The sequence below is a fragment of the Parasynechococcus marenigrum WH 8102 genome (genome assembly GCF_000195975.1).
Taxonomy (GTDB): domain Bacteria; phylum Cyanobacteriota; class Cyanobacteriia; order PCC-6307; family Cyanobiaceae; genus Parasynechococcus; species Parasynechococcus marisnigri.
Genome location: NC_005070.1, coordinates 1,157,339 through 1,180,125, shown reverse-complemented (window position 1 = coordinate 1,180,125; position 22,787 = coordinate 1,157,339). Strand labels below are relative to the sequence as shown.

The 22,787-nt window shown below is 56.7% G+C and carries 23 protein-coding genes and 1 pseudogene; 13 read left to right on the top strand and 11 right to left on the bottom strand.

Going from position 1 to position 22,787, the window contains the following annotated elements; all coding sequences use genetic code 11:
• The first annotated feature begins 161 nt into the window (after nucleotides 1-161).
• Nucleotides 162-1,076, top strand: a complete 915-nt coding sequence (locus TX72_RS05940; RefSeq protein WP_011128052.1) for a hypothetical protein — start codon at nucleotides 162-164, stop codon at nucleotides 1,074-1,076.
• Nucleotides 1,066-2,382: an AAA family ATPase gene (locus TX72_RS05935; protein ID WP_011128051.1), complete on the top strand. Its 1,317-nt coding sequence runs from the start codon at nucleotides 1,066-1,068 to the stop codon at nucleotides 2,380-2,382. The genes TX72_RS05940 and TX72_RS05935 overlap by 11 nt, the downstream gene beginning before the upstream one ends.
• A 248-nt stretch (nucleotides 2,383-2,630) precedes the next feature.
• Here the strand turns inward: TX72_RS05935 and TX72_RS05930 are convergent, their stop codons facing one another.
• Nucleotides 2,631-3,014: a hypothetical protein gene (locus TX72_RS05930; protein WP_011128050.1), complete on the bottom strand. Its 384-nt coding sequence runs from the start codon at nucleotides 3,012-3,014 to the stop codon at nucleotides 2,631-2,633.
• Between the two features lie 879 nt (nucleotides 3,015-3,893).
• Between TX72_RS05930 and TX72_RS13890 the strand changes: the two genes are divergently transcribed.
• A complete protein-coding gene (locus tag TX72_RS13890) occupies nucleotides 3,894-4,265 on the top strand; it encodes a DUF8654 domain-containing protein (RefSeq protein WP_011128049.1) in 372 nt (123 codons plus the stop codon).
• 809 nt (nucleotides 4,266-5,074) lie between these two features.
• Here TX72_RS13890 and TX72_RS13885 read toward each other — a convergent pair.
• The 4 genes from TX72_RS13885 to TX72_RS05915 all read right to left on the bottom strand — a co-directional run bounded on the left by TX72_RS13885 (nucleotide 5,075) and on the right by TX72_RS05915 (nucleotide 7,116).
• Nucleotides 5,075-5,548, bottom strand: coding sequence for a DUF8637 domain-containing protein (locus TX72_RS13885; protein ID WP_011128048.1), 474 nt, complete (start codon nucleotides 5,546-5,548; stop codon nucleotides 5,075-5,077).
• Nucleotides 5,549-6,028: 480 nt separating this feature from the next.
• Nucleotides 6,029-6,220 carry a hypothetical protein gene (locus TX72_RS05925; RefSeq protein ID WP_042503455.1) on the bottom strand — a complete coding sequence of 64 codons (192 nt, stop codon included), beginning with the start codon at nucleotides 6,218-6,220 and terminating at the stop codon, nucleotides 6,029-6,031.
• A gap of 132 nt (nucleotides 6,221-6,352) precedes the next feature.
• Nucleotides 6,353-6,706, bottom strand: coding sequence for a hypothetical protein (locus TX72_RS05920; protein WP_011128046.1), 354 nt, complete (start codon nucleotides 6,704-6,706; stop codon nucleotides 6,353-6,355).
• Complete coding sequence (locus tag TX72_RS05915; protein ID WP_011128045.1) at nucleotides 6,706-7,116, bottom strand: hypothetical protein; 411 nt, start codon at nucleotides 7,114-7,116, stop codon at nucleotides 6,706-6,708. The genes TX72_RS05920 and TX72_RS05915 overlap by 1 nt, the downstream gene beginning before the upstream one ends.
• 586 nt (nucleotides 7,117-7,702) lie before the next feature.
• Between TX72_RS05915 and TX72_RS05910 the strand changes: the two genes are divergently transcribed.
• The gene (locus tag TX72_RS05910; protein WP_225867746.1) at nucleotides 7,703-8,224 is read left to right on the top strand and encodes a DUF2808 domain-containing protein; all 522 of its coding nucleotides are present in this window, start codon (nucleotides 7,703-7,705) and stop codon (nucleotides 8,222-8,224) included.
• A gap of 199 nt (nucleotides 8,225-8,423) precedes the next feature.
• Here TX72_RS05910 and TX72_RS13180 read toward each other — a convergent pair whose 3' ends face one another.
• Nucleotides 8,424-8,660: a hypothetical protein gene (locus TX72_RS13180; protein WP_071820841.1), complete on the bottom strand. Its 237-nt coding sequence runs from the start codon at nucleotides 8,658-8,660 to the stop codon at nucleotides 8,424-8,426.
• A 62-nt stretch (nucleotides 8,661-8,722) separates the two neighbouring features.
• Here TX72_RS13180 and mfd point away from each other — a divergent pair, with 62 nt between their 5' ends.
• Together mfd and TX72_RS14395 are read left to right on the top strand one after the other, a co-directional pair.
• Nucleotides 8,723-12,301 carry a transcription-repair coupling factor gene (gene mfd, locus TX72_RS05905; protein WP_011128042.1) on the top strand — a complete coding sequence of 1,193 codons (3,579 nt, stop codon included), beginning with the start codon at nucleotides 8,723-8,725 and terminating at the stop codon, nucleotides 12,299-12,301.
• Nucleotides 12,302-12,378: 77 nt separating this feature from the next.
• Nucleotides 12,379-12,543, top strand: a complete 165-nt coding sequence (locus tag TX72_RS14395; protein WP_011128041.1) for a hypothetical protein — start codon at nucleotides 12,379-12,381, stop codon at nucleotides 12,541-12,543.
• Nucleotides 12,544-12,560: 17 nt separating this feature from the next.
• Here the strand turns inward: TX72_RS14395 and TX72_RS05900 are convergent, their stop codons facing one another.
• Genes TX72_RS05900 through TX72_RS05885 form a run of 4 tightly spaced genes read right to left on the bottom strand, consistent with a single transcriptional unit; the run spans nucleotide 12,561 to nucleotide 16,110 of the window.
• Nucleotides 12,561-13,898, bottom strand: a complete 1,338-nt coding sequence (locus tag TX72_RS05900; RefSeq protein WP_011128040.1) for a S41 family peptidase — start codon at nucleotides 13,896-13,898, stop codon at nucleotides 12,561-12,563.
• A gap of 34 nt (nucleotides 13,899-13,932) precedes the next feature.
• Complete coding sequence (gene ispG, locus TX72_RS05895; protein WP_011128039.1) at nucleotides 13,933-15,129, bottom strand: (E)-4-hydroxy-3-methylbut-2-enyl-diphosphate synthase; 1,197 nt, start codon at nucleotides 15,127-15,129, stop codon at nucleotides 13,933-13,935.
• A 22-nt stretch (nucleotides 15,130-15,151) separates the two neighbouring features.
• On the bottom strand, nucleotides 15,152-15,715 hold the full coding sequence (locus tag TX72_RS05890) for a uracil-DNA glycosylase (RefSeq protein ID WP_011128038.1): 564 nt from the start codon (nucleotides 15,713-15,715) through the stop codon (nucleotides 15,152-15,154).
• The gene (locus TX72_RS05885; protein WP_042503451.1) at nucleotides 15,715-16,110 is read right to left on the bottom strand and encodes a VOC family protein; all 396 of its coding nucleotides are present in this window, start codon (nucleotides 16,108-16,110) and stop codon (nucleotides 15,715-15,717) included. Before TX72_RS05885 ends, TX72_RS05890 begins: the two co-directional genes overlap by 1 nt.
• 84 nt (nucleotides 16,111-16,194) lie before the next feature.
• Between TX72_RS05885 and TX72_RS05880 the strand changes: the two genes are divergently transcribed.
• The 6 genes and pseudogenes from TX72_RS05880 to TX72_RS05855 all read left to right on the top strand — a co-directional run bounded on the left by TX72_RS05880 (nucleotide 16,195) and on the right by TX72_RS05855 (nucleotide 21,405).
• Nucleotides 16,195-17,373 carry a pyridoxal phosphate-dependent aminotransferase gene (locus TX72_RS05880; protein ID WP_011128036.1) on the top strand — a complete coding sequence of 393 codons (1,179 nt, stop codon included), beginning with the start codon at nucleotides 16,195-16,197 and terminating at the stop codon, nucleotides 17,371-17,373.
• 26 nt (nucleotides 17,374-17,399) lie between these two features.
• Nucleotides 17,400-18,320: a putative selenate ABC transporter substrate-binding protein gene (locus TX72_RS05875; protein WP_011128035.1), complete on the top strand. Its 921-nt coding sequence runs from the start codon at nucleotides 17,400-17,402 to the stop codon at nucleotides 18,318-18,320.
• Nucleotides 18,320-19,021, top strand: coding sequence for a phosphonate ABC transporter ATP-binding protein (locus TX72_RS05870; protein ID WP_011128034.1), 702 nt, complete (start codon nucleotides 18,320-18,322; stop codon nucleotides 19,019-19,021). Before TX72_RS05875 ends, TX72_RS05870 begins: the two co-directional genes overlap by 1 nt.
• Complete coding sequence (locus TX72_RS05865; protein WP_011128033.1) at nucleotides 19,000-20,508, top strand: hypothetical protein; 1,509 nt, start codon at nucleotides 19,000-19,002, stop codon at nucleotides 20,506-20,508. Before TX72_RS05870 ends, TX72_RS05865 begins: the two co-directional genes overlap by 22 nt.
• A pseudogene (locus TX72_RS05860) lies at nucleotides 20,505-21,179 on the top strand (GDSL-type esterase/lipase family protein). The gene TX72_RS05865 and the pseudogene TX72_RS05860 overlap by 4 nt, the downstream one beginning before the upstream one ends.
• Before the next feature lie 43 nt (nucleotides 21,180-21,222).
• A complete protein-coding gene (locus TX72_RS05855) occupies nucleotides 21,223-21,405 on the top strand; it encodes a DUF8633 family putative protein (protein WP_011128030.1) in 183 nt (60 codons plus the stop codon).
• A 3-nt stretch (nucleotides 21,406-21,408) separates the two neighbouring features.
• Here the strand turns inward: TX72_RS05855 and TX72_RS05850 are convergent, their stop codons facing one another.
• Nucleotides 21,409-21,573, bottom strand: a complete 165-nt coding sequence (locus tag TX72_RS05850) for a PCP reductase family protein (protein ID WP_042503444.1) — start codon at nucleotides 21,571-21,573, stop codon at nucleotides 21,409-21,411.
• Between TX72_RS05850 and TX72_RS14985 the strand changes: the two genes are divergently transcribed.
• Nucleotides 21,572-22,174, top strand: a complete 603-nt coding sequence (locus TX72_RS14985) for a sigma factor (RefSeq protein WP_083810626.1) — start codon at nucleotides 21,572-21,574, stop codon at nucleotides 22,172-22,174. The two genes, TX72_RS05850 and TX72_RS14985, sit on opposite strands and share 2 nt — an antisense overlap.
• Nucleotides 22,175-22,787 lie beyond the last annotated feature (613 nt).

Here is a 22,787-nt window from a genome sequence, read left to right as displayed (position 1 = left end):
TGCCCAAAAATTGAGCAGCCATGAGGCCCGTGATACCTCAAGGCTAAGCCCCAAACTGCTATACAAGCAGCAGGTTGCTGCATCCAAATGCACTGGCACTACTGAAGCAAGTTACGCCTCCCGGGGCGTCAGTGCGCAAGGTGGTGCGCAACTGATCATTGATGCAGCCCAAGCCCCATTGGCATCTGGACCTGCTTGGCAGGGATGAACGTGATGTCCACATCCGTGCCATCCCATACAAAGGCAAAGCCGGTGGAGCCATCAATGGCAACTTCGCCATGGACCTGGAACATTTCCAGGATCTGAACAACCAGGGCTACGGGATTTACCTGCAGCCCAACATCGGCGGCACCAAAGCAAAGGACATCAGCCTTTGCAGCACCTTGTTCTTTGAACACGATGACCGACCACGGTCTAAACAGGTTGGATTGTGCGAATCACTCCTTGGTCTGGAGCCAACCTTCCAGATCGACACACAAGGCAAGAGCATCCACCAATATCTGGGGTTGAAGAGCCCCATTGAACCGGCGCTCTGGACCGTGCTGATGGAAAGGCTGCACATCGCAGCTGAAGGGTGTGATCGCTCCCGTAAAGGCAAAAACCGCATGATGCGGATGGCAGGGAGCCACTACATCAACCGAAGTGGTGAATCCCAGGGTCAGGTTCAAATCATCAGTGCGGACGGCCCGCGTTATTCAGCTGAAGAGCTGGATGCAGTGCTGCCACAGTTGCCGGTGCCAAAGCCGCAACCTGCTGCCAGGAAGCGGTTTACCAGCGGTCGGCACAACTCACTGCCACTGCGGGAAATCGTCAACGCACTGGAAGCAATCCCACAGCGTGTTGAAGGTTCAGGCACCTATGCCGACTACCGCGACATCTTGTGGGGCTTGATGGCGGCCTGCCGAGACATTGACGTCGATGAACAGGTAGCCATTGACCTGATGGAGGCTCACAGCCCTAGCCATTCATGCGGTTGGGACGTTGTGCAAGTTGACCGTTCTGGTGGCGAACAGATCGGTGCAGGAACGTTGTTTTTCCACGCCAAGCAACACGGATGGAGCCGCTATGCACGCTGAACTACACGCAATCGTTGATCAGGTTGAGGCCGCTGATCCATCAAAACGACCAGAGGCCAAAGCCCTTAGCGACAGGGTTGATGCGTTGGCTCAACTGCACGATGCGGCGGAGCACCACCTAGTCGCCAAGACCCCGTGGCATGAGCGAAACATCCTGCTGCGGGCACAGGCTGGTGAATTAGGGCTGAGCCTCACCGGCAAGGATCTGGCGGCTGTGGTGGCAACGGCTCGCGCCAACCTGCGCGGGGAGTCAGAGGGCATCAGCCCAGATGACGTGTTCAAGATTCCAGAGGAGCGTTGGCTAGCTCAGGACCTCATTGCAGCGCGGACCCTGACGCTGGTGGTTGCCCTTCAAAAGGTCGGCAAGTCGGCTGTGGTGTGCAACATCCTTGGCGAACTGGCCAAGGGCAGAGGTGAGTTCCTTGAACGCTTCAGCCTGGCTCCACCATGCCCAAAGGTGATCATCGTTGGCACCGATCAACCCTTGGCTGATTGGCGTGAGGTGATGGTGCCCAACGGGTTGATGATTCGCACCGACCTGGACAACTACAGGGTGTGTGATCCCGTTGTGCGGCTCTACACCCGTGAACACGGGCTGCATCTTGATGAGGCAGGCATTGAGAAAATCACCGCTGACTGCGAACAAAACCCCTGGGCAGTGCTGGTACTAGATGCCTTTCTGTCGCTGATTGGACCGCTTGGTCTGGACTCCGACAGTGACGCTGCTGTCCAGCCTCTTCAGAACCTGCTGGAGAGCATCGCGCCGTTCAACATCACCACGGTGTTGCTGCACCACAGTTCCAAATCACGGGCACATGAACGTGCCTCCAACGCATCAGCAGGAAGGGGGCTCAGCCGAATGGCGAGTCATGTGGTGAACCTGCATTGGCTCAACCCCGACGCTAAAGAAGACAATTGGGTGCGGCTCACCACAGAGGGGCGCAGCAGCAAGTCGGTGGACTGCGTGATTGAACAGGTTGACCGTGCCATTTGGTCCTGCCACGGCGACAGCAACACCATCAGCGAACAGCTGGACCTAAGCAAAGTCAGGGCAAAACTCACCGAACGGCACAGTGAAGTGCTGTCGTTGGTGGAAGAGCACTGGATGCTCACTAGCCGGGCCATGGAGCCAGCTGAGGTTGCCAAGGCAATGGCTGAAGAGCTGGGGGACAACGCCCGTCAGAAGGCTCTGCAGGCGCTGGATGCTTTGGCCAACAAAAGGTTGGTGGAGAAGCTCACCCGTTCAGACCACAAGCGCGGAAAGGTGGTTTCCTTTCAACCGCTAAAAAGCAGGAGGTGTGCCTGACGCCTTTCTAGGGTTTCGACCCTTTCCTATTGCATAGCCAACTGCTGAACCTCTTCTTTTTGGGATGAACAGCACTGGGTTGAAAGGGTTGAAAGGGTTGAAAGCCAACTCAGAGACAACGACCTTGAAAGGAGAATCCATGCCTGATCTCCCACATCAGGAGCATGTCAGGAGCCGAGATAGACCTTGCTGGCTGGTATACCTGATATCAAGGGCATCATTGTGCGCAAATAGTGCGCAACTCGGCCTTAACCCTTGTAGTTCCCGTGTCGGTTGCCGTATCCCCGATGCCGATTGCTGTGAATACTGTCCAGCTCGCGCGACAGCACCGCTTGGTAAATCAGGTTCATGCCAGCAACAGCAGCACCGTAAGCACCTGCTTTCTCGGCTTTCTGAACGATGGTCTGAGTTCTATGGCAGAACCATGCCAACAGCTCTTTGACTTCCGTCGAACTCAGTTCTCCTACCAGTCTGTTTCTCGCCCAAGTCAAGTCCCGTTGAGCAGTCTTCTCAGACACCCCGTACTTTCCCGACACAAGCGCCGCAACTGTTCTAAAGCTGTTGCCGTCAGCAAGCAACGCCAACGCATGTTCCCTTCGGGCTAAACGTTCTTTCGCGGTAGTCCTTGCCATGGTGATCAGCGGCGATTTATTGGGTCAGCGGCATTGCTGAGATGACGCGCGTATTACGTGACCAGTTGTTGCTGCTGCAAATTGGTAACAACAGCGTTAGTCGTTAGTGAGTAGCTTGGAAGCATTCTCTTATGTTACCCGTGAATACTTCCCAGATGATGATCGCATTTCTCGCGTTCGGTGCCTCTGCAAGTTCAATCATCGCTTGGCGTTTTGCCGCGTCAAGTTTGTGGAGCGACGATCAATGAGTGCTGTATCTACTGTCACGCTGACGGAGCTTCTCAAGCCTCTGCGGGCCACCGCAGCTTGGAGTGAGGGTTTCTTCAAATCACCTAAGTGATTGGAGGAGAATCACAGTTGACGTTGGTGTGGCTTGGGCGTTTGTTTGGTGAGATGTGATACGACTACCTCCGACGGAGCAGGTTTAGACCTAAGAGAATAGGATTTAACAAATGACGATCCACATCACCAACGCCCAATCAATTGGAAGCCTCATCGCTGAAGGCTCACATAGGCCTTTTCGCGCTTTGGCCTGCCCACTGGAAAGCATTACTTGTGAAGTTGATGTTGCTGAAGCTATACTTGATGAGCGCCGTAATGGCAGGTTCCAACCGAGAGTCTTGTGGGATTAAGTCGCTGTCACTAGTTACAAGCTGATTTAGGCTAAACTATTGCTCAAATGTCACTTATTTAAGAGTTATTTGTTGAGTTCCAGACATTTCCTGATAAATGTTTGCATACGCCAGGAGTACTTGGCATGGTTACATTAGTGGGCTCTGTTGACAGTGGGTTGGTACCTAAAACAACATATCGACATTTATCGACTGCTACTTTACAGAGAGGAATTTATTCCTTCAGACCCGCAGGCTTGCCACCATTATGGCCCCTTTTCGCAACATTGAACTCCTACAGCCAGAGCCTGCAAAATCTAAAAATTATGCAGCCTCCCAACTATTTTCATGTATGAAACGATTTCTCGGATTTTTATGCGTCGTTTCTCTTGCATCTAATGCAATTGCACAAGAAAGAAAGTATGGTCCCCTTCGCTTAGATTTCAAATATGCTCGCAAAAATGATTTTGCTGTTGTTATACCTGCTAAGAACAATAAAGATCAGAGAATTTTTATTGGTGTTTATTGCCAAGACAGGCTTTTTAATTCCACAGGTTCTGAAGGTCAGTGGAAAGAATGGCAGATTCCCGTGAATATTTACGAGTCCAGGATTGTCGCCGATGTTTGCAATCAAATTTGAGAAGCAAATGATACAAGTATCGGGCCTATAGTTCAAAAGGCTTGCAAATCATTACAATCAATCAAATTTGCGGCTATGCCCTCAAATTCTTTGATTAGTTCACTTGATGTTAAGGAATGATGACGATTGTGAAGAACGATCAATGGTAAATAATTCTAATTTAGAAATTTGAGTATATAATTTCAAGCACTATTCTCAATTTGATTAAGCTGGCTTGCAAACGGTAAAAATTGGCGTAGTGATTCCATCCTTACCGGTTTCCTCGCCGATCTTGATCCAATCCGCAGAAAGCGGCTCTTTGTATCCGTAATGAGTCGTGCAAATCGATGGAACTAATAATTGCAATTGCACAATGTTTGAAAATGAAATAGTCGTCAACGAAACAAGTAGTTTAAGAAGCACTTACATTTTTATAAAAATAAATAATGACAAATTTTAACTTGATAAGCTGCATCCAATGCAACAAATGGCACTACCAGTGTACTTGCATATAGTTTATGTGTACTACTAGGACGGCAAATTATCGGCTGAAAGGCTTTTTATGTTCTATTCGCACCTAACATGGACTAGCGCTAATTTCGCGGTGTAGTCGTATAGGCTTCGACTTAGGAGTTTCGTGTAAATTCTCTTATTCACTAATGGCAGCACGTTGTAAGCCATTCCTTACGGCATTGCAGTAAGAAACTTAGTTTTGAGGTAGCTAGAGGCGGAAGCTTCCACTGTAATGCGTTGCTGGAAGAGCTGGGATAATGATTTAAAATGCATGCAAAAAAAGAGCGGTTAACAATTAATGCTTAGGGCTGCAAAAATTAAAAACAAAATCTCTTAAGTGCCGCTACAACGAATGCTGGGTTTGTTTCTAGTAGGTAGGCCTCTTCCTCCCTTTGTTTTGTTCCTCCAACAGCAAGGGAGAGCTGTATAGCTTGTTTTTTGAAATCGGTAACAACAGAAGATGATCTTTCTGGGGCAATTAGGTTATTATTATTGCAATACTGGGCTGCATGAACAGCTTCATGTGTAAGGGCCTTGCTCATATAAAATCTTGCTTGTTTTACTTTAGACTTTGCGAACACATTTCTCGGACCCGTCGGAGCACTCCAAACCAAGATATTTTTGAGATTTTGTGTGCATAGATAAATCTTTTTTTCTCTTCCGTTGTGCAATGCCAATATCTGTTTTGCCATAAGGCAATAGGGAGAGTTCTCTATTATCTGATACCCAGCCTTGACTACCTGATTGTGAACGATCCTGGCGTTGCTATTTAGAAAATCAACGTATTCCATGATTTCAGTGCATTTCTTGATTTGGACGTGATGCTCTAATTATGGAGGTCAATGATGGTAGGAATGATCAAGTTACCCTAATACCCTTTGCGCTGAACATCCCCCAACTCCTCCCGTGCAACTGGTGTTAACAGTATAGCTAATTGAATTGGTTGCTTCAGGTCATTTTTCAGGCTTTCTGTAATTAGTGATGGCAGGTGATTTTCGCTGGTTTGCAAGATATCTTAGAAATCCGCTGCAGTGCCTAGTGACTGAGCCTGCAGCTCTTGCTGGCTGGTTTTCACTCCATTCAGGCTTGTAACAAGAGCTACAAGTGCTGACTATTTGTCATAGACCAAGGACAGAGACAACGAGGAAAAGATGCTCAATGAACTGCTACTCACCACCACCCTGTGCGTGGCCATCGTTGGCGCTAGGCTCTCTTCTATGGAGAGATTGAGCTGCAGCTGCACGACCATTAGTTAGTCAGCTCCCAATCATTCACAACAGCCCTGCACCTTTGAAGGCCTCGATCACTTCTGCTTCAGCAGCAGGATCGAGGTTCATATCAGCGATGGTGTCTTGAATGATGCGCCTGGTGATGGCGAACCATTCCTTGCGCGTTGCTGAGCGTGGCCAGACGTCTACTTCAAGGACTGGTGTTGGTGAGACGTGATCAAGGATGTTGGTCATGGGTAGCGGTTGTATCGGCGGTAGCTGCTGATTGGAATACGTTGCTGCCACTTGGTTTTCGGGCATGGAAACAGTTTTTTCTTGGCAGTAGGGGCATCCATGGCGATTGCGTTGGTTAGAGGCCTGAGCGAGTCATGACGGCAGCTCCCGAGCATCAAGCTCACGCTGCAAGCGATCACGAAGATCAACGGCTTCATCACGGCTGTCGAGGATGCCGCCAGCAGCTTTTTCAAGATCACCGTTCAGCTCAGCGATCTTGAAGTTGAGGTAGCTGAGGTGTTCCTGCACCTGCTGCTCGTAGCGATGCAGGTGTGATGGCAACCATGTTTGCCATGTCCAGTCGATGAACGACTGCGGCACACCACTGAAGGTTGGGTCGACTTCGAGAGCTGCATCACGTTCAGTGAGCAGACGATCCATGACACGTCTGGTGTCGGCGGGGCTGATGTGCAGCCAGCCCAGGGCGGGATGAGGACGAGCAAGCATCAGACGCTCCCGTAACCGCGTTGCCACGGAGAGAGTTGAGAACGTTGCTGCACCTGCTGCTGACGCTGCTGGTTCTGCTGGCGGAGAGCTTCAGTGCGCATCTGCAGGGCCTGCGCTGCAAGGGCTCTGGCCTCCTTCTCCTCGTCCATACGGTGACGAATGCCAGGGTGGATACCGCAAAAGTGAGCTAGCTCTGCGGAATCTTGTGCAATAAGCGATGTAAGTGTCAGGTTTGACCTGATTTTTGCTATGTCGATCGGTTGACCGTAACGACGTGATGGCAGGTATCGCTTTGCACCATCGATCTTGGCGATTCTGGCTTCAAGCTGACGGGCCTGAGTTTCGACTTGTGATGCAGATTGGTACGACGCCTTGATCTGATCGTCGATTGATTGAAATTCAGCTGACATGGGTTGCTATGCGACGGCTTTGGGGATTTGCTAGTGGGTCGTAGGACGGCACATGTGGTGCGTCATCATCAATTTCAAAGACTGCACGCTGACGTTCAATGCTGGCTTCAAGACGAAGACGATTGATGATCAGGTCAGCCTGAATAGGTAGCTAACGTTTGGGCACTAAAACGCGTATTTGAGATACTTACAGCTTAGCTGTTTTGAGTATTATGAAAACAGCCAGTTTTACGGTGGACTGGTGGCTCAGCGCAGCAGATAGGGACCGCCTCGGTGGTCCTTATTTGATAATCAAGCTTTCCCGGCTAAGCTTGAAAAAAGCCGACATCCCAGTGCTGGCCTTGGTAAAGCGCCCTTTGGCAGGACTCAGCCTTTGCGCACTTTTATGCGCACACTAATTACCATTTAGCCTCAGACCCCCTGCAGCAACAGGGTTATAAGCAAAAAATATGCTCCTGGAGGAGCAGGCCATAGCCAAGTCTTGATGCAGCAGTTCCTTTCGAAGAGATGAGATGAGCTAGCGGCAATCGGCACTGGAACCCATTCTGAGTTGCTTCTAGCCTTGAACGATCGAACAAACCACCACGTGACCTGGTTCACCTCTTGGCTGTTGTCCGGACTTGTCCTGCTGATGAACAGTGGGCCTGCATTGGCACAGACCTTTTTCCGCAGACCACCAACAAAGGTGAGCATCCACAATCCCTCCTCAACGGAAGGTCAACGCAATCGAACCACCATCAGTGTCCGCGTTCCAGAGGATGCTGGGGCCGAGTTGGAGCGTTTGGTGCTGTCTCAGCTGACCAGTCTCGACCAATGGACATGGGGACCCAAGAATCCAGAGGTGTATCTCGGTGAATACAGCCTTCGTCGTCGTGGCGAACCCGGGCTTGGTGAGGCAACAATGTCACAAACTGACGACGAGCTGAGTATTCGCTTTGATCCAGCGATTCAACCAGGCCAGCAAGCCAACGTTGTCTTCCGAGGGTTCAATCCTGATGCAGATATTTATCAATGGGCAACAGAGTTGATTCCAGCTGGAAGTGAACCAATAGCCAGCGACGGTCCGACCTTAAGAGTCTCCATTTTTCGCAACGACAACTTTCGTTAGGTTCTAGTACATACATTGCCCACAAACAGCTTGCTGACGGCATCAAAGCATTGCATGGATATTCGATCCTCTGCATGCCGTATGCCAAGGACTGACTGCCCTTCAACGTTAGACATGAAAAAGTTTTAGAGATGTTTATTTCGACGAAGCACACAAAACAAAAGTGATTTTCAATCACTAATCATTTGAACGTCTTAAATCATGCGCTTCGCTCTGGATTGATCGGTCGAGGTGGAGTCGGGCCCTGCATCAAGGGAATGGACGACATCACCAAAACACTGCCCACAGCAACAAGCACCACCAACGGGAAAGGACGGACGAGTGGCTGCTTTTCCATGAGCTCGCCGCAACGGAAACAAACCGGCAGCGCGCCCCTTGGTGGCTTCAACACCACGGCCGGCCCACAGCAACAAGATGGACAGCGGTAGCGCGGCATGGTGCTGACGCGATTGGTCGCACCCTATTGCGAAGATCAGCGTTTGCCGATTCCGTCCCGCCATGCCCCTGCGTTCCCTGGTGACACAGCTGCGCTCAGCAGCCCTCACTGGCGAACTGCTGCAGCGCACCGAACGTGATGCACGGCTGTTGTTGCGGGGGGCCGGTCGGATCAGTCGTGCTCTCGTGGCGAGCGCCCTGGCACAAAAAGAAGGAAGGCCATTGCTGTTGGTGGTGCCGACCCTGGAGGAAGCCGGTCGCTGGACAGCGCTTCTGGAATTGATGGGGTGGAGCAGCGCGAGTCTGTACCCAACCAGCGAGGGATCGCCCTACGAACCGTTCGATCCCACCAGTGAAATCATCTGGGGACAGCTTCAGGTGCTGAGTGACCTGATTGGAACCGACGATCCAGCGGGGAAAGCCATCGTGGCCACCGAACGCTGTCTTCAACCCCATCTGCCACCGCGACAGGCACTCGAGGCCACCTGTCGCACCCTGAAAAAGGGTGACGAGCTCGACCTGGACGAGCTAGCCGAAACCTTGGCTCGCCTCGGTTACGAACGGATGTCCACCATCGACCAGGAAGGAACCTGGAGCCGACGCGGCGACATCGTTGACATCTATCCGGTGAGCAGCGAACTGCCGGTGCGGCTGGAGTTCTTCGGAGAGGAGCTGGACAAACTTCGAGAATTTGATCCAGCCACCCAGCGCTCACTGGACCCGGTGGATCGCCTGCAGCTCACCCCCACGGGCTTTAGCCCCCTGGTGGCCGATCAGCTGCGGGAGTCGATGCCGGAAGGGCTGGATCGCTTGCTGGGGGACGAAGCCACAGAAGAACTGCTGGAGGGAGGCACGCCGGAGGGGTTACGACGCCTGATGGGACTGGCCTGGGGACAACCTGCATGCCTGCTCGACTATCTGCCGGCCTCCGCTGCGGTGGTCATCGATGAGCGCCGTCACGGAGTCGCCCACGGCCAGCAGTGGCTGGATCACGCCATCGACCACTACAGCGACATGGCCAGCGAACTGGGCCTATCGGAGGAGGAACGTGATCTGCTCTGGCCAGCTGTTCTGCAGCGCACGATCGACAAGGCCTATGGCCTGGCCGAGGCATTCCATGGCTTTGACATGGCAGAGCTGCTGGAGGAGGACGGCCATCCCAACAGCTTTGACCTCGCCAGTCGTCCGATGCCGGCGTATCCCAATCAGTTCGGCAAACTCGGCGAGCTCATCAAAGGATTTCAGAAGGAGAAAACCGCGGTCTGGTTGATTTCTGCTCAACCCAGCCGGGCGGTGGCCTTGCTGGAGGAACACGACTGCATCGGCCGCTTCGTTCCCAATCCAGCAGATGCGCCGGCGATTGAAAGGCTGATTGAACAGAACACGCCCGTTGCATTGAAATCCGCCGGCACGGCGGAGCTGGAGGGGTTGCAACTACCGGCCTGGCGCCTAGCTCTGGTCACCGACCGTGAGTTCTTCGGCCAACAGACCCTGGGTTCTAGTGGCTACGTGCGACGTCGCCGCAAGGCGGCCAGCCGCACGGTGGACCCCAACAAGATGCGGCCAGGCGACTTCGTCGTCCATCGCAACCACGGCATCGGACGGTTCAAAGCGATGGAGAAGTTGGCCGTCTCAGGCGATGTGCGCGACTACCTCGTGGTGCAGTACGCCGACGGACTGTTGCGCGTTGCAGCGGATCAACTGGGCAGTCTCGGCCGCTACCGGGCCACCAGTGAAACGCCGCCACAGCTCAGCAAGATGGGCGGTGCTGCCTGGACCAAGGCCAAGGAGCGAGCCAAGAAAGCGGTCCGCAAGGTGGCAATGGACCTTGTGAAGCTCTACGCGGAGCGGCATCAGGCCAATGGCTTCGCCTTCCCCAGTGATGGTCCCTGGCAGAACGAGCTTGAGGAATCGTTCCCCTATGAACCGACGCCGGATCAGCTGAAGGCCACCGCCGATGTAAAGCGCGACATGGAGAAGGCGGAGCCGATGGATCGCCTGGTCTGCGGAGACGTTGGTTTCGGCAAGACGGAAGTGGCCATCCGCGCCATCTTCAAAGCGATCACGGCTGGAAAGCAGGTGGCCATGCTGGCCCCCACCACCGTTCTGGCGCAGCAGCACTGGCGCACCCTGAGTGAACGCTTCGCGCCGTATCCGATCAAGGTGGCGCTGTTGAACCGCTTTCGCACAGCATCGGAACGCAAGACGATCCTGGAGGGCCTCAAGGGAGGCACCATCGATGCGGTGGTCGGCACCCATCAGCTCTTGGGCAAAGGGGCCTCGTTCCAACAGCTTGGTCTGCTGGTGGTCGATGAAGAACAGCGCTTCGGCGTCAACCAGAAGGAAAAGATCAAGGTGCTCCGCAAGGACGTCGACGTTCTCACCCTGTCGGCGACACCGATTCCCAGAACGCTGTACATGAGCCTGTCAGGCGTGCGGGAGATGAGCTTGATCACCACACCACCGCCACTGCGTCGTCCGATCAAAACCCACCTGGCAGCCCTGGATCCGGAAGCGGTGCGCAGTGCCATCCGCCAGGAACTGGATCGCGGGGGACAGGTGTTTTACGTGGTGCCCAGGGTGGAGGGCATCGAGGACGTGGCCGCCGGACTGCGGGAGATGCTGCCCGGCCTGAAGCTGCTGGTGGCCCACGGCCAGATGGCGGAGGGTGAACTGGAGAGCGCCATGGTGGCCTTCAACGCAGGAGAAGCCGATGTGATGCTCTGCACGACCATTGTCGAGAGCGGACTCGACATTCCACGGGTGAACACGATTCTGATCGAGGATGCCCACCGCTTCGGATTGGCCCAGCTCTACCAACTGCGGGGTCGTGTGGGGCGCAGTGGCATTCAGGCCCATGCCTGGCTGTTCTATCCCGGCAATGGTTCGCTCAGTGACAACGCAAGGCAACGACTGCGAGCCATCCAGGAGTTCGCACAACTGGGCAGTGGCTACCAGCTGGCCATGCGCGACATGGAGATCCGTGGAGTCGGCAACCTGCTCGGCGTGGAGCAGAGCGGCCAGATGGAAACCATCGGCTTTGACCTCTACATGGAAATGCTGCAGGAATCCCTGGCAGAGATTCAGGGCCAGGACATTCCCAGTGTCGACGACACACAGGTTGACCTTCCCGTTACAGCGTTTGTGCCCGCGGACTGGATCACGGATCCCGATGAAAAAATCGCCGCTTATCGCGCTGCGGCCGACTGTCGCTCCGGCGAGGCCCTGGTGGAGTTGGCCGCCGGTTGGGCCGATCGGTATGGGGCGCTGCCGGCGGCGGTGCAATCCCTGCTGCAGTTGATGGAGTTGAAACTGCTGGCCAAACGTTGCGGTGTCGCCCGCATCAAACCGGAGAAACCCAACATCGTGCTGGAAACGCCAATGGAGGAACCAGCGTTCCGGCTGCTTCGGCAGGGCTTACCTCAACACCTGCATGGTCGGTTGGTGTACCAGAGCGGTAAGGCCCTTCAACACAAGGTGATGGCTCGAGGGCTTGGGGTGCTGCCGATGGACAAGCAACTCGAGCAGTTGATGGAGTGGCTGCGATTGATGGCGGCGCAGATTCCCGATGCCGACGGAACCACCGAAGCGCAGCGTCTGGAGGCGGAGGGGCAACGAAACGAGGCGGTGCTACAGGTGTGAGGGCGTAGTCGCATTTCTGAGAAAATTTCCACAGCTGCGCAAATCTTCGTTACATTGACTCAAGTGACGGTTGCAGCATGGGAGAAATCATTGATCTCAACGCAGGTGGTTTCCCACTGCAACTCATCAGCGGGTTGGTCTGCACTGCTGCTCTTGGCTTGTATGCCCTGCTTCAGCCGGCCTCTGATGATGACGACTCCAATGGCGGCGGTGGTGGCGGTCTGATGCAACCGGTCGCCTGATTTTTTTGACTTCGCTTCTACAAAGCAGCTTTGAGATTGGCGCTTCCAGGCCTGTAAGCCTCGTTTTTTTGCATTCTGAGTACTTTTATTAAGGTTGTTTCAGCAACACGGTATTGACTGTCTTTCGAGGTTCCAAGATTTTCAATCTTGAAATCTTTCATCTCTTTTTCCGACATTGCAGCCTCAACGTCAGGTTTGATTCCGTTTTTATGGATATCAGTGCCATTTGGAGTGAGATACTTGGCAATCGTCACTGTCATCCCTGAGCCATCGGACAATCCCCGAACAGCCTGAACAAGGCCTTTACCGAAGGTTTTTTGACCGACGAGTTGAGCTCGCTTATTCTCCTGCAATGCACCAGAAAGAATTTCACTCGCGCTTGCTGATCCTTGGTCAATCAGCACAACCATTGGCTTGTCGGTGATGGCACTACCGGTGGCCCGTCGCACATCCCGAATTCCCTCCCGCGTTCTTGTGCTGACGATTGTCCCCTCGTTCAACCACTGACGAGCAATATCAATGCTGGCCTCAAGAAGTCCGCCCGGATTACTGCGCAGATCAAGGACATATCCCTGAGCACCCTGCTCATCGAGGTCCTGAATTGCCGCCCGCATTTCACGGGATGCATTTGCATTGAATTGTTTTAATCGAATATAGCCAATCTTACTGCCGTTAGCTGAAGTATTCAGGGCTTTTTTGACGGCATGGATTTCGATCCGCGCACGGGTCAGAGAAACATTGAGGACAACACCCTTGCGACGAAGTCCCAGAATGACCTCTGTTCCTTCCGGTCCGCGGATCAACTTGACCGCTTCCTCGGTGGTCATCCCCTTGGTGGGGGCACCGTCAATGCTGACGATCACGTCTTTGGGTTGAACCCCAGCACGGGATGCCGGCGTCCCCTCAATCGGGGACACAACGATCAGCTCCTTGGTGTCCTTATCCAAACTCAGCTGGATACCGACCCCCATCAGCTCTCCTGAAGTATCGATCCGCATTTCCTTGAATTCCTTGGGATCAAGAAAGCGCGTGTAGGGGTCATCCAGGCTGGACAACATCCCTCGGATCGCTTCGTATGACTCTTCGTCTCCGGCGTAGGACTTAGCAAGCAGATCCTTACGCAGCTGACGCCAGCGAGCATCGCTGTAGGCGCCGGTGGAATCGAGATAATCCCTGAACACGATCTGCCAAACCTGATCTATCACCTCCTTGGGGCTATCGGTGATTGCACCGCCGCTCGCCCCCGTCAGACCAAGGCTTGGACCCGCCATCGAAACGGCCATGCCCCCGAGCCCCAGCATCAGCAGAAGCGGACCTGAACGCAGAACGCCGCGCAAACCTTTGGCGCTGGGCATGGCCTAATAAACCTGATTCTTCACACTAACGAGATCAGGCCGGCTCCACCCAGCGCCCGTCCTCTTTGATCAACTGGATCAAAGCATTGACGCCCTCCTCTTCAGGCACCTTGCGGATCTCGTCCCGTCCCCGGTACAGCGAAATCACACCCGGGGTCTTGCCGACATAGCCATAGTCCGCATCCGCCATCTCGCCCGGGCCGTTGACAATGCACCCCATCACGGCGATATCGAGCCCTGTGAGATGGGACGTCGCGTCCCGCACCTTGTGCAGCACCTCCTCGAGATTGAACAGGGTGCGGCCGCAGCTGGGGCAGGCCACGTACTCGACCATGGTCTTGCGCAGCCCAAGGGATTGCAGGATCGAGTAGCAGACGGGGATTTCCCGTTCCGGAGCCTCGGTTAACGACACCCGGATGGTGTCGCCAAGGCCATCGGCGAGCAGGGTCGCGATCCCCGCCGTGCTCTTGACGCGGCCGTAATCACCATCACCGGCTTCGGTGACGCCGAGGTGGAGGGGATAGTTGAACCCCTCTTTGTCCATCGTGTCCGCCATCAAGCGATAGGCCGCCAACATCACCGGCGCCCTCGACGCCTTCATCGAAATCACGATGTTGTGGAAGTCGAGTTCATCACAGATGCGTACGAATTCCATCGCCGACTCCACCATCCCCTTGGGGGTATCCCCGTAGGTGAACAGCATCCGCTCCGCTAATGAACCATGGTTCACACCGATGCGGAGGGCCTTGTTCTGATCCCTCAGCAGGGTGACCAGAGGTTCGAAGGTCTCGTGGATCCGTGCGCCAATGGCCGCGAATTCCTTATCGCTGAACTCCTGACGGTTGGGATCCGGCTTGTCAAAGACGAACAACCCGGGGTTGATGCGCACCTTGTCGACGTGCTGCGCCACTTCCATGGCGATCTTGACGCCGTTGTGGTGAACGTCCGCCACCAATGGCACCGTGCATCCACGGGCGCGTACGGCGGCACGGATCTCACCCATCGCCCGGGCATGGGCCATCGATGGCGTGGTGACACGCACGATTTCACTGCCGGCTTCCGCCAGTCGGACGATGCCAGCGACGGCTGCATCGATGTCCAGGGTGTCCTCATTGATCATCGACTGCACCACCACGGGGTGGTCACTGCCGATCGCGACATCACCCACCATCACGGTGCGTGTGATGCGGCGATGGATCTGGGTGTCGTAACGCCGATCCAGGGCGGTCATGGCGGGCCAGGCCGAGAGCGCGTCAACGTTCGCACAGTCGCTGCTGGACTGTGCTGAGATCACTCCGGGTCAACGCCGTGGGTGCATCGGAGGCCTTGGAGGGATTGCGCAACAAATACGAGGGATGAAAGATCGGCATCACATCCCGGCCATCCCAGCTGAGCCATTGCCCCCTGAGCTGGGTCATGCCGCCTTTGATGCCCAGCAGGCTCTCCACAGCAGTGGCACCCAGCAGGACGATCACCCTGGGATTCACCTGATCGATCTGATGATCCAGCCAGGGTCTGCAAGCGGTTAATTCCGCCCGTTTCGGTCGGCGGTTCTGTGGAGGACGGCACTTCACTGCATTGCAGATGTAGAGGTCGCTCTCTGGATTCAGACCGACATCCTGCAGCAGGCGATCCAGCAGCTGTCCGGATCGTCCGACGAAGGGCTGGCCCAGGGCATCTTCGCGGGCACCCGGTGCCTCACCGATCAACATCAATGGTGCTGTCGCTGCACCGCGGCTGATCACCACCCGTTCACGCGTCAGGGCCAGATCACAGCCGGTGCACTGCTCACAGTCACGCAGCTCCAACATCGCCATCAGAAGGTCGCATGGGCAAAGGGTTGCACCACAAGCACGGGATTGCCCTCGGGATCAGCCAGCCAGACCTCGGCACCAAAGGCCTCCAGCCGAGCCGGCTCGATCAGTGTGGCCCCCAGGGCAATCCAGGCGGGCAACTGCTGCTGCAGATGCTTCAGGGGGGCTTGACTGGGCGCTAGGCGTAGGCAGGGGGCCAGGGCCCGACCCTGCTGCGGGAACGGCCGCTGACGGGATGGCCTGTAAATCTCCAGACGACAACCTCCAGCCAGATCGACAATCCAGTGGGAGCCAGAGAAGCCTTGTTCTTTTGGGCACTCCAACAAAGCGGCGTAAAAACCGGCTAATCGCTGCGGATCCTCTGCCGCCAGCACCCAGCTCAGGTTGGGGGAACTCATGACAGGAGAACAAGCAAGGTTGTCTGGGACACCACGTGAGGCAGGATGTGATCTTTACGCGTGCCGCGGGGAGGTGCGTTGCTGATGCCACGCCCTCCAGAACTCTCCGCACGGGCCGTGGGCCTGAAGCCGTCTCTGACGCTAGCCATTGGAGCCCAGGCCAAGGCGTTGCAGCAAGCCGGGCGAGACATCTGCAGCCTCAGTGCAGGTGAGCCGGATTTCGACACGCCTGACTTCATTGTTGAGGCCACACGGCAAGCCCTGCGTGATGGCATCACCCGCTACGGGCCGGCGGCTGGTGACCCCGAGCTCCGGGCAGCCGTGGCGGAGAAGTTGTCCAGCGGCAATGGAATCGCAATCACCCCCGAGCAGGTCCTGATCACCAACGGCGGCAAACAGGCGATCTACAACCTGTTTCAAGTGCTGCTAAATCCTGACGATGAGGTGTTGCTGCCCGCTCCTTACTGGCTGAGCTACCCGGAGATGGCGGCACTGGCCGGTGCCAAGGTCAAGCTCATTCCCACCCAGGCCGAGGAGGGATTCCGTCTCGATCTCGCAGCTGTGGAGGCAGCGATCAGCCCTCGCAGTCGCCTTCTGCTGCTGAACTCCCCCGGCAACCCCACAGGGCGGGTGATGAAGCGCCAGGAGCTGGAGGACGTGGCGGAGCTGGTGCGCCGTCATCCCCAGTTGCTGGTGATGAGTGATGAGATCTACGAGTTCCTGCTGGCGGAGGGGGAACAGCACCACAGCTTCGCGGCGATCGCCCCGGATCTCGCCGATCGCTGTTTCACCGTCAATGGCTTCGCCAAAGGCTGGGCCATGACGGGCTGGCGGCTGGGCTACCTCGCCGGACACCAGGACGTGATCAAGGCTGCCGCTGCGCTGCAGAGCCAGAGCACCAGCAATGTCTGCAGCTTTGCTCAACGAGGGGCCCTTGCGGCCATTCAGGGCCCGCGTGCTTGCGTTTCAGCGATGGCGGAGAGCTACAACCGCCGCCGGCAGCTGCTCACGGAGGGGTTGCAAGCGATTGAAGGAATCACCCTCGTTGAACCAAGGGGTGCTTTCTATGCCTTCCCGCAGTTGCCGGAATCGGCTGGTGGTTCGATGGACTTCTGCAGTCGCGCCCTTGAGCAGGCGGGCCTCGCCGTCGTCCCCGGTCTGGCCTTCGGAAACGACCGCTGCATTCGTCTGTCCTGCGCTGTGTCCCGTGAGACGATCAGGGATGGCCTGTCACGGCTAACGCAACTGCTAGACGAGACCTGAGCTTTTCCGATTCAACGTTTGACTTGATGCCTGGACGAGAACAACCGGCCGTGAAGGTCGCCGGTCTCATCACCGGTGTTGCCCTCGCGGCCACCATGAGTAGCTGCAGCAGTGCACCACCCTCCGCAGATCAGGTTCTCAGGATCGGTGCCATCCCGGATCAGAACCCCGAGAAGTTGAACCGTCTCTACGGCTCCCTCTCGGACGAACTGAGTGATTCCCTCAATGTGGCGGTGCGGTACGTACCCGTCAGCAACTACGCGGCCGCCGTCAGCGCCTTCCGCAGCGGCAGTCTTGATCTGGTCTGGTTTGGTGGACTCACCGGTGTGCAGGCCCGTCTGCAGACCCCAGGGGCCATGGTGCTCGCCCAGCGAGACATCGATGCCAAGTTCACCAGTGTGTTCATCGCCAACGGAGCCAGCGGACTCCGGCCCATCACCAGTGCCGATCAACTGGTGCAGCTGAAGGGCCGCCGTCTGGCCTTCGGTTCCGAAAGCTCCACCTCCGGTCGGCTGATGCCCCAGTACTTCCTCGGGGAGAGCGGCGTCACCATGGCCGATCTGGCGGGAGGTGCCCCCGGCTTCAGCGGCAGCCACGACGCCACGATTGCTGTGGTCGAGAGCGGGGCCTATGAGGTGGGTGCCCTGAACGAACAGGTCTGGCGCAGCAATGTGGACGAAGGCCGCGTGGATACCGACAAGGTGGCCGTGATCTGGAGGACTGCGCCCTACGTGGATTACCACTGGGTGGCCCGGCCCGATCTGGATGCGCGCTTCGGTAAAGGATTCACCGATCGTGTGCAGAGTTCCCTGCTGTCGCTGACACCCGCAACGGAACGGGGTGCCTTGGTTCTTGAGTTGTTCGGTGCCAAGCGGTTCATCCCGGCTCAAAACGAGGCCTACGCCAAGATCGAAGCGGTGGGCCGTCAGCTGGGCAAAATCCGCTGATGGCTGTGCTGGAGCTGCGCCGGGCTGGGCTGACCGGTCGGCTCCAACCCCTCGACCTCACCATTGATCATGGGGAGAGAACTGTCCTGCTGGGGCGGAGCGGGGCCGGCAAGTCCAGCCTGATCGGACTCTGCAACGGCAGCCTGTCCCCTGATCAGGGCCGTGTGCTCTGGCGAGGACACGACCTGCAACGCTGCCGCCCAGCCCAGCGCCGGCAGATCGGAACGCTCTGGCAGGACCTCAGGCTCGTAGAGGAACTGACCGTTCTCCAGAACATCAACACCGGTGCCCTCGGCCGCCATTCACTGCTCTGGGGCCTGCGCAACCTGTTGCAGCCACTGGAACCCGAGCTTGGAGACGCCATCCTGCGCCAGGTCGGACTCAGCAACACGCTTCGTAATCATCGGGTGGCAGGGCTCTCAGGCGGAGAGCGCCAGCGGGTTGCGCTGGCACGGCTGTTGCGGCAGCAACCGACGCTGGTGCTTGCGGATGAACCGTTGTCTGCCCTCGACCCGCGCCTGGCGAATGATGTGCTCAACCTGCTGCTGGAGCAGCCGTCCTGCATGGTCAGCCTGCACCGGCCCGACCTGATGCAGCGTTTCGAACGGGTGCTGGGACTGCGTCAGGGTGAACTGGTGCTGGACGCCTCCCCCTCAGCCATCACCGAAGCAACCCTGGCATGGCTTTACAGCGAGGACTGACGCCAGCTCCCGCACTGATGGCTCTGGCTCCAGCGCTGGTTTTGCTGCCTCTTGGAATGGTGCTGTTGCACGATCTCCATGGCGGTGGAGCCGAACAGATCGGTCGCTTCTGGTTGGCGGCCCTGCAACCATCCCTGGAGCCGTCACTGCTGAAGCATCAGCTCATGGGGCTGCAGATCACAGCCCTGACGGCTCTCCTGGCCTGGAGCTTGAGCAGTCTGATTGGACTGATCCTTGGGCTGATCTGTTCCACCACGATCTGGTCCACGCTGATGGGGCGGCGCTGGCCGGCCCTGGTGGTGCGGCGTGGCCTGGCGCCATTGCGATCAATCCATGAACTGATCTGGGGGTTGTTGTTGCTTCAGCTGTTCGGCCTGAACGGCTGGGTGGCCGTGCTGGCCATTGTTCTTCCCTATTCGGCACTTCTGGCCAGGGTTCTGGCAGACCAGCTGGATCGCCATGAACCACCGGCTCTCATTGCCCTGCAATGCGCCGGTGTTCCTGCCGTGATCAATCTGTGCACCAGCCTGATGCCCCCCCTGGCCACAGCGTTGCGCGACCACATCGGCCATCGGCTGGATTGTGCCCTGCGATCCTCCCTGCTGCTGGGCATCTTCGGCCTTGGGGGATTGGGAACCGAGCTGATGCTCAGCCTGCAATCCCTGCGCTTTCGTGAACTCTGGAGCGGCTTGTGGCTGATGGCGCTGCTGCTGGTGGCGGTGAATCTGATGATCCGGCGCCTGTCCGCCCGCCATGGCCTGCTGCTGCTGGCACTGATGCTGCCGCTGGTCACGCCGTCCTGGAGCAGCGGGTTGAACCACGATCTCTCAGCACCCAGCTGGGTTGAGGGGACTCCGTGGCCTCCGCCCGCACTGTGGAGTGAAGGTCTGAGTCAGGCATGGATGGAGACGCCATGGCTGGAGCTGATTGGTGCCACCCTCCTGATCACCCTGCTGGCCTCCGGAGTTGCCATCGGCCTGCCACCGTTGCTGCGGTTGATCGCTCCAGGGCCTGTTGCGGGCTGGATCCTGAAAGCGGGCTGGACGCTGATGCGATTGTTGCCGCCACCCCTGACGGCGTTGTTGCTCATGCTGGCCAGCAAACCGACCCTGGCCGTGGCGGCGTTGGCCTTGGGCCTGCACCACAGCGGTGTGATGGGGCTGGTGCTGGAGGACGGGCTCGAGCGCGTGGATGTCCGTGACCAACAGGCCATGGTTGCCCTGGGCGCTCCGCCCCGCTCCGCCTGGTTGTTCGGTGTGTTGTCGCCAGCGAGTCAGAGGTATCTCGCTTACGCCGCTTACCGCAGTGATGTGATCCTCCGGGATACGGCCGTCGTCGGTCTGGTGGGGGGAGCCGGCCTGGGGTGGCAGCTGATGGAGGCACTGTCCTCCTTTTACTGGCCACTGGTGGCCTGGTTGGTCATGGTTTATGCCGCGTTGACGTTGCTCGGCGAGCTGGTCTGCGAACGGCTCCAGGAGGCGGCATGAAACCCAAGCAGCTGCTGGTGATCGGGGATAGCGGGGTGTACGGCTGGGGAGATCGAGAGGCCGGGGGATGGTGCGAGCGTCTGCGCAGGAACTGGATGCAGCTGCAGGCGGCTCCGGTGGTTTACCCCCTGGGCATCCGTGGCGATGGATTGGAACGGGTGGCCGCTCGCTGGCGTAGCGAGTGGCAGTGTCGCGGCGAGCTGCGGCGTCAGACCCCGGAGGGTGTACTGCTGGCCGTCGGACTCAACGACACCGCACGGGTGGGTCGGCCGGATGGTCGCTAGCAACTGAACCTTGAGGCCTATGGCTTCGGCATGGGGCAGCTGCTCAACGAGATGAAAGCGGAGACGCAGGTGCTGGTGATCGGTCTGACGCCAGTGGATGAGCACGTCATGCCCTTTGCGGACTGTCTCTGGTGCAGCAATGAGGATGTGGCGGCCCATGAAGCCGTGTTGGCCGAAACCTGTCGCGACGCCGACATCCCCTTTCTGCCACTGCACCGATCCATGCTGGAGGAGCCGGACTGGCTGACCTGGATGGAACCCGATGGCCTTCATCTCAATGGCGAGGGGCACCACTTCATCCACCGGCGAATCCGCGGCTGGACGGCCCTGCAGACCTGGGCGGAATTGTTGCCCCGACCACAACAACACCTGTCCTTGGGTGACTGAAGCCACAAGGATCGCTAATATCTCCGAACCCTGACATTCGGATGTGGTGGCCGATCGTTCCTTCGAGCAAACAACAGGACAGCCCTTTGCACAGCAGCCTCCTGCTCAGCGGAAGACCACCCTCAAGTGGGACGACAACGGTGAACTCACTTCGATCGACATGGCCCGCATCATTGATCGCTTGACCCAGCCGGAGCTGAATCGCTGCGACCTGGACACCCCCTGAGCCTCAGCTGGGCGCCATGCTCGCCTTCGCCTCGGCGTAGAAGCTGAGGTCGATGCTGCTGCGGCCAGCTTCGCTGGCCATCGACTCAACCCGCCGGCGAACGGCAGGGCGAACGAAGAACGGCACGTCCTTCTTCAAGGCGGCTAAGGCCTCTGGGTGCCAATCCATGGGTCAGAGCTGTTCAACACCGCGACCATATCTGGCACCTTCGTGCCGGAATCAGGCACCCAGGTGGGCGGTCGCAGAACCCGAAACAACAAACGCTGAAGACAGTTGCTTCAGCACCATGACCACATCCGGATGGCAGCGACGTGAGCTGCGGAGGGCTCTTCCCCCTGCAGTTCGCCAACGCAACATCAAGGTTCTCAATCACCTCGGCATCGCCGGGATGATTGCCTCGCGCCAGACCCGACGGGGACCAAAGGAGCGGGACGATCTCGAGCAGGAGGCCCGTGTTGGGTTGATTCGTGGCTGGGAGCGGTTTGATCCACGGCGCGGTCTTAAACTCTCAACATTCCTGAGCACGGCCACCAACGGACAGGTGCTTCACTTCCGGCGCGATCGGGCCGTCACGATTCGGGTGCCCTGGCTTTTCAAGCTCCCTAGTGACAGTCTGTCGTTTGCACCATACCCACTGCCTGGTATGGACTTGGTATGTCGATCCCTGTTAATATGTCAATGTTGGTATGAGCCTCTATACCAAGCCGATACAAGGTCAGCAAGGATCGGTGCATCTGGATTGAATGAATACTCTTTAGTTTTCCAATGAACAGTTAGTGATACTTTGCCAAGTATTTAGCTCTCTATTCTTTCGCTACCGATGCACTACTAAAATATGGGCAAAAGGCACGTAAATTGCACGGTTTAGTATAAATATTGCACAAAACAGTTAGCAATAAAACCAGATGCAATCAATATAAGTAGATAATAACAATCATTAGATAGATATCAACAGTGTTGTATCCGCTCCGTTACTTGCACTCCGTGCGTAACTCCGCTTGGCATCTACAGCATGGATGAGCAGTAAGCACGGTGCCTACATCCCTTGATTCATACCAGTCCGATAGTGAGTGCAGCAGCTCACTGCATCACTGCTATCTCAACCCATGTTGGTATGGATTGATCAGTGACTGAGTATGTGCTGATCAATCAAACCAGTCATAGCTTGAAGCCTACCTAGTTACGCCTAGATTGTCAGTCTGGCGTGCAAAAAAATCCTACAGCTGTGCAGCCACCACCAGCTGCAGAAGTAGTGACTTCCGTCCGTAAGGCTAGGTTTGATTTAGTTACCTCTTCAGCCGCGCCTAGATATCGCAGGCGCACTCGCGCGATACATAGGTGTGTTTTCACCCAAGTCGCCAATCTCCAGCGCTTAGATGGGT

Coding starts and splice junctions, on each gene's coding strand:
- TX72_RS05940 (WP_011128052.1), top strand. CDS start 162: ATGCAGCCCAAGCCCCATTGGCATCTGGACCTGCTTGGCAGGGATGAA.
- TX72_RS05935 (WP_011128051.1), top strand. CDS start 1,066: ATGCACGCTGAACTACACGCAATCGTTGATCAGGTTGAGGCCGCTGAT.
- TX72_RS05930 (WP_011128050.1), bottom strand. CDS start 3,014: ATGGCAAGGACTACCGCGAAAGAACGTTTAGCCCGAAGGGAACATGCG.
- TX72_RS13890 (WP_011128049.1), top strand. CDS start 3,894: ATGGCCCCTTTTCGCAACATTGAACTCCTACAGCCAGAGCCTGCAAAA.
- TX72_RS13885 (WP_011128048.1), bottom strand. CDS start 5,548: ATGGAATACGTTGATTTTCTAAATAGCAACGCCAGGATCGTTCACAAT.
- TX72_RS05925 (WP_042503455.1), bottom strand. CDS start 6,220: ATGACCAACATCCTTGATCACGTCTCACCAACACCAGTCCTTGAAGTA.
- TX72_RS05920 (WP_011128046.1), bottom strand. CDS start 6,706: ATGCTTGCTCGTCCTCATCCCGCCCTGGGCTGGCTGCACATCAGCCCC.
- TX72_RS05915 (WP_011128045.1), bottom strand. CDS start 7,116: ATGTCAGCTGAATTTCAATCAATCGACGATCAGATCAAGGCGTCGTAC.
- TX72_RS13180 (WP_071820841.1), bottom strand. CDS start 8,660: ATGCCGCGCTACCGCTGTCCATCTTGTTGCTGTGGGCCGGCCGTGGTG.
- mfd (WP_011128042.1), top strand. CDS start 8,723: ATGCCCCTGCGTTCCCTGGTGACACAGCTGCGCTCAGCAGCCCTCACT.
- TX72_RS14395 (WP_011128041.1), top strand. CDS start 12,379: ATGGGAGAAATCATTGATCTCAACGCAGGTGGTTTCCCACTGCAACTC.
- TX72_RS05900 (WP_011128040.1), bottom strand. CDS start 13,898: ATGCCCAGCGCCAAAGGTTTGCGCGGCGTTCTGCGTTCAGGTCCGCTT.
- ispG (WP_011128039.1), bottom strand. CDS start 15,129: ATGACCGCCCTGGATCGGCGTTACGACACCCAGATCCATCGCCGCATC.
- TX72_RS05890 (WP_011128038.1), bottom strand. CDS start 15,715: ATGGCGATGTTGGAGCTGCGTGACTGTGAGCAGTGCACCGGCTGTGAT.
- TX72_RS05885 (WP_042503451.1), bottom strand. CDS start 16,110: ATGAGTTCCCCCAACCTGAGCTGGGTGCTGGCGGCAGAGGATCCGCAG.
- TX72_RS05880 (WP_011128036.1), top strand. CDS start 16,195: ATGCCACGCCCTCCAGAACTCTCCGCACGGGCCGTGGGCCTGAAGCCG.
- TX72_RS05875 (WP_011128035.1), top strand. CDS start 17,400: ATGCCTGGACGAGAACAACCGGCCGTGAAGGTCGCCGGTCTCATCACC.
- TX72_RS05870 (WP_011128034.1), top strand. CDS start 18,320: ATGGCTGTGCTGGAGCTGCGCCGGGCTGGGCTGACCGGTCGGCTCCAA.
- TX72_RS05865 (WP_011128033.1), top strand. CDS start 19,000: ATGGCTTTACAGCGAGGACTGACGCCAGCTCCCGCACTGATGGCTCTG.
- TX72_RS14985 (WP_083810626.1), top strand. CDS start 21,572: ATGGGTCAGAGCTGTTCAACACCGCGACCATATCTGGCACCTTCGTGC.
- TX72_RS05850 (WP_042503444.1), bottom strand. CDS start 21,573: ATGGATTGGCACCCAGAGGCCTTAGCCGCCTTGAAGAAGGACGTGCCG.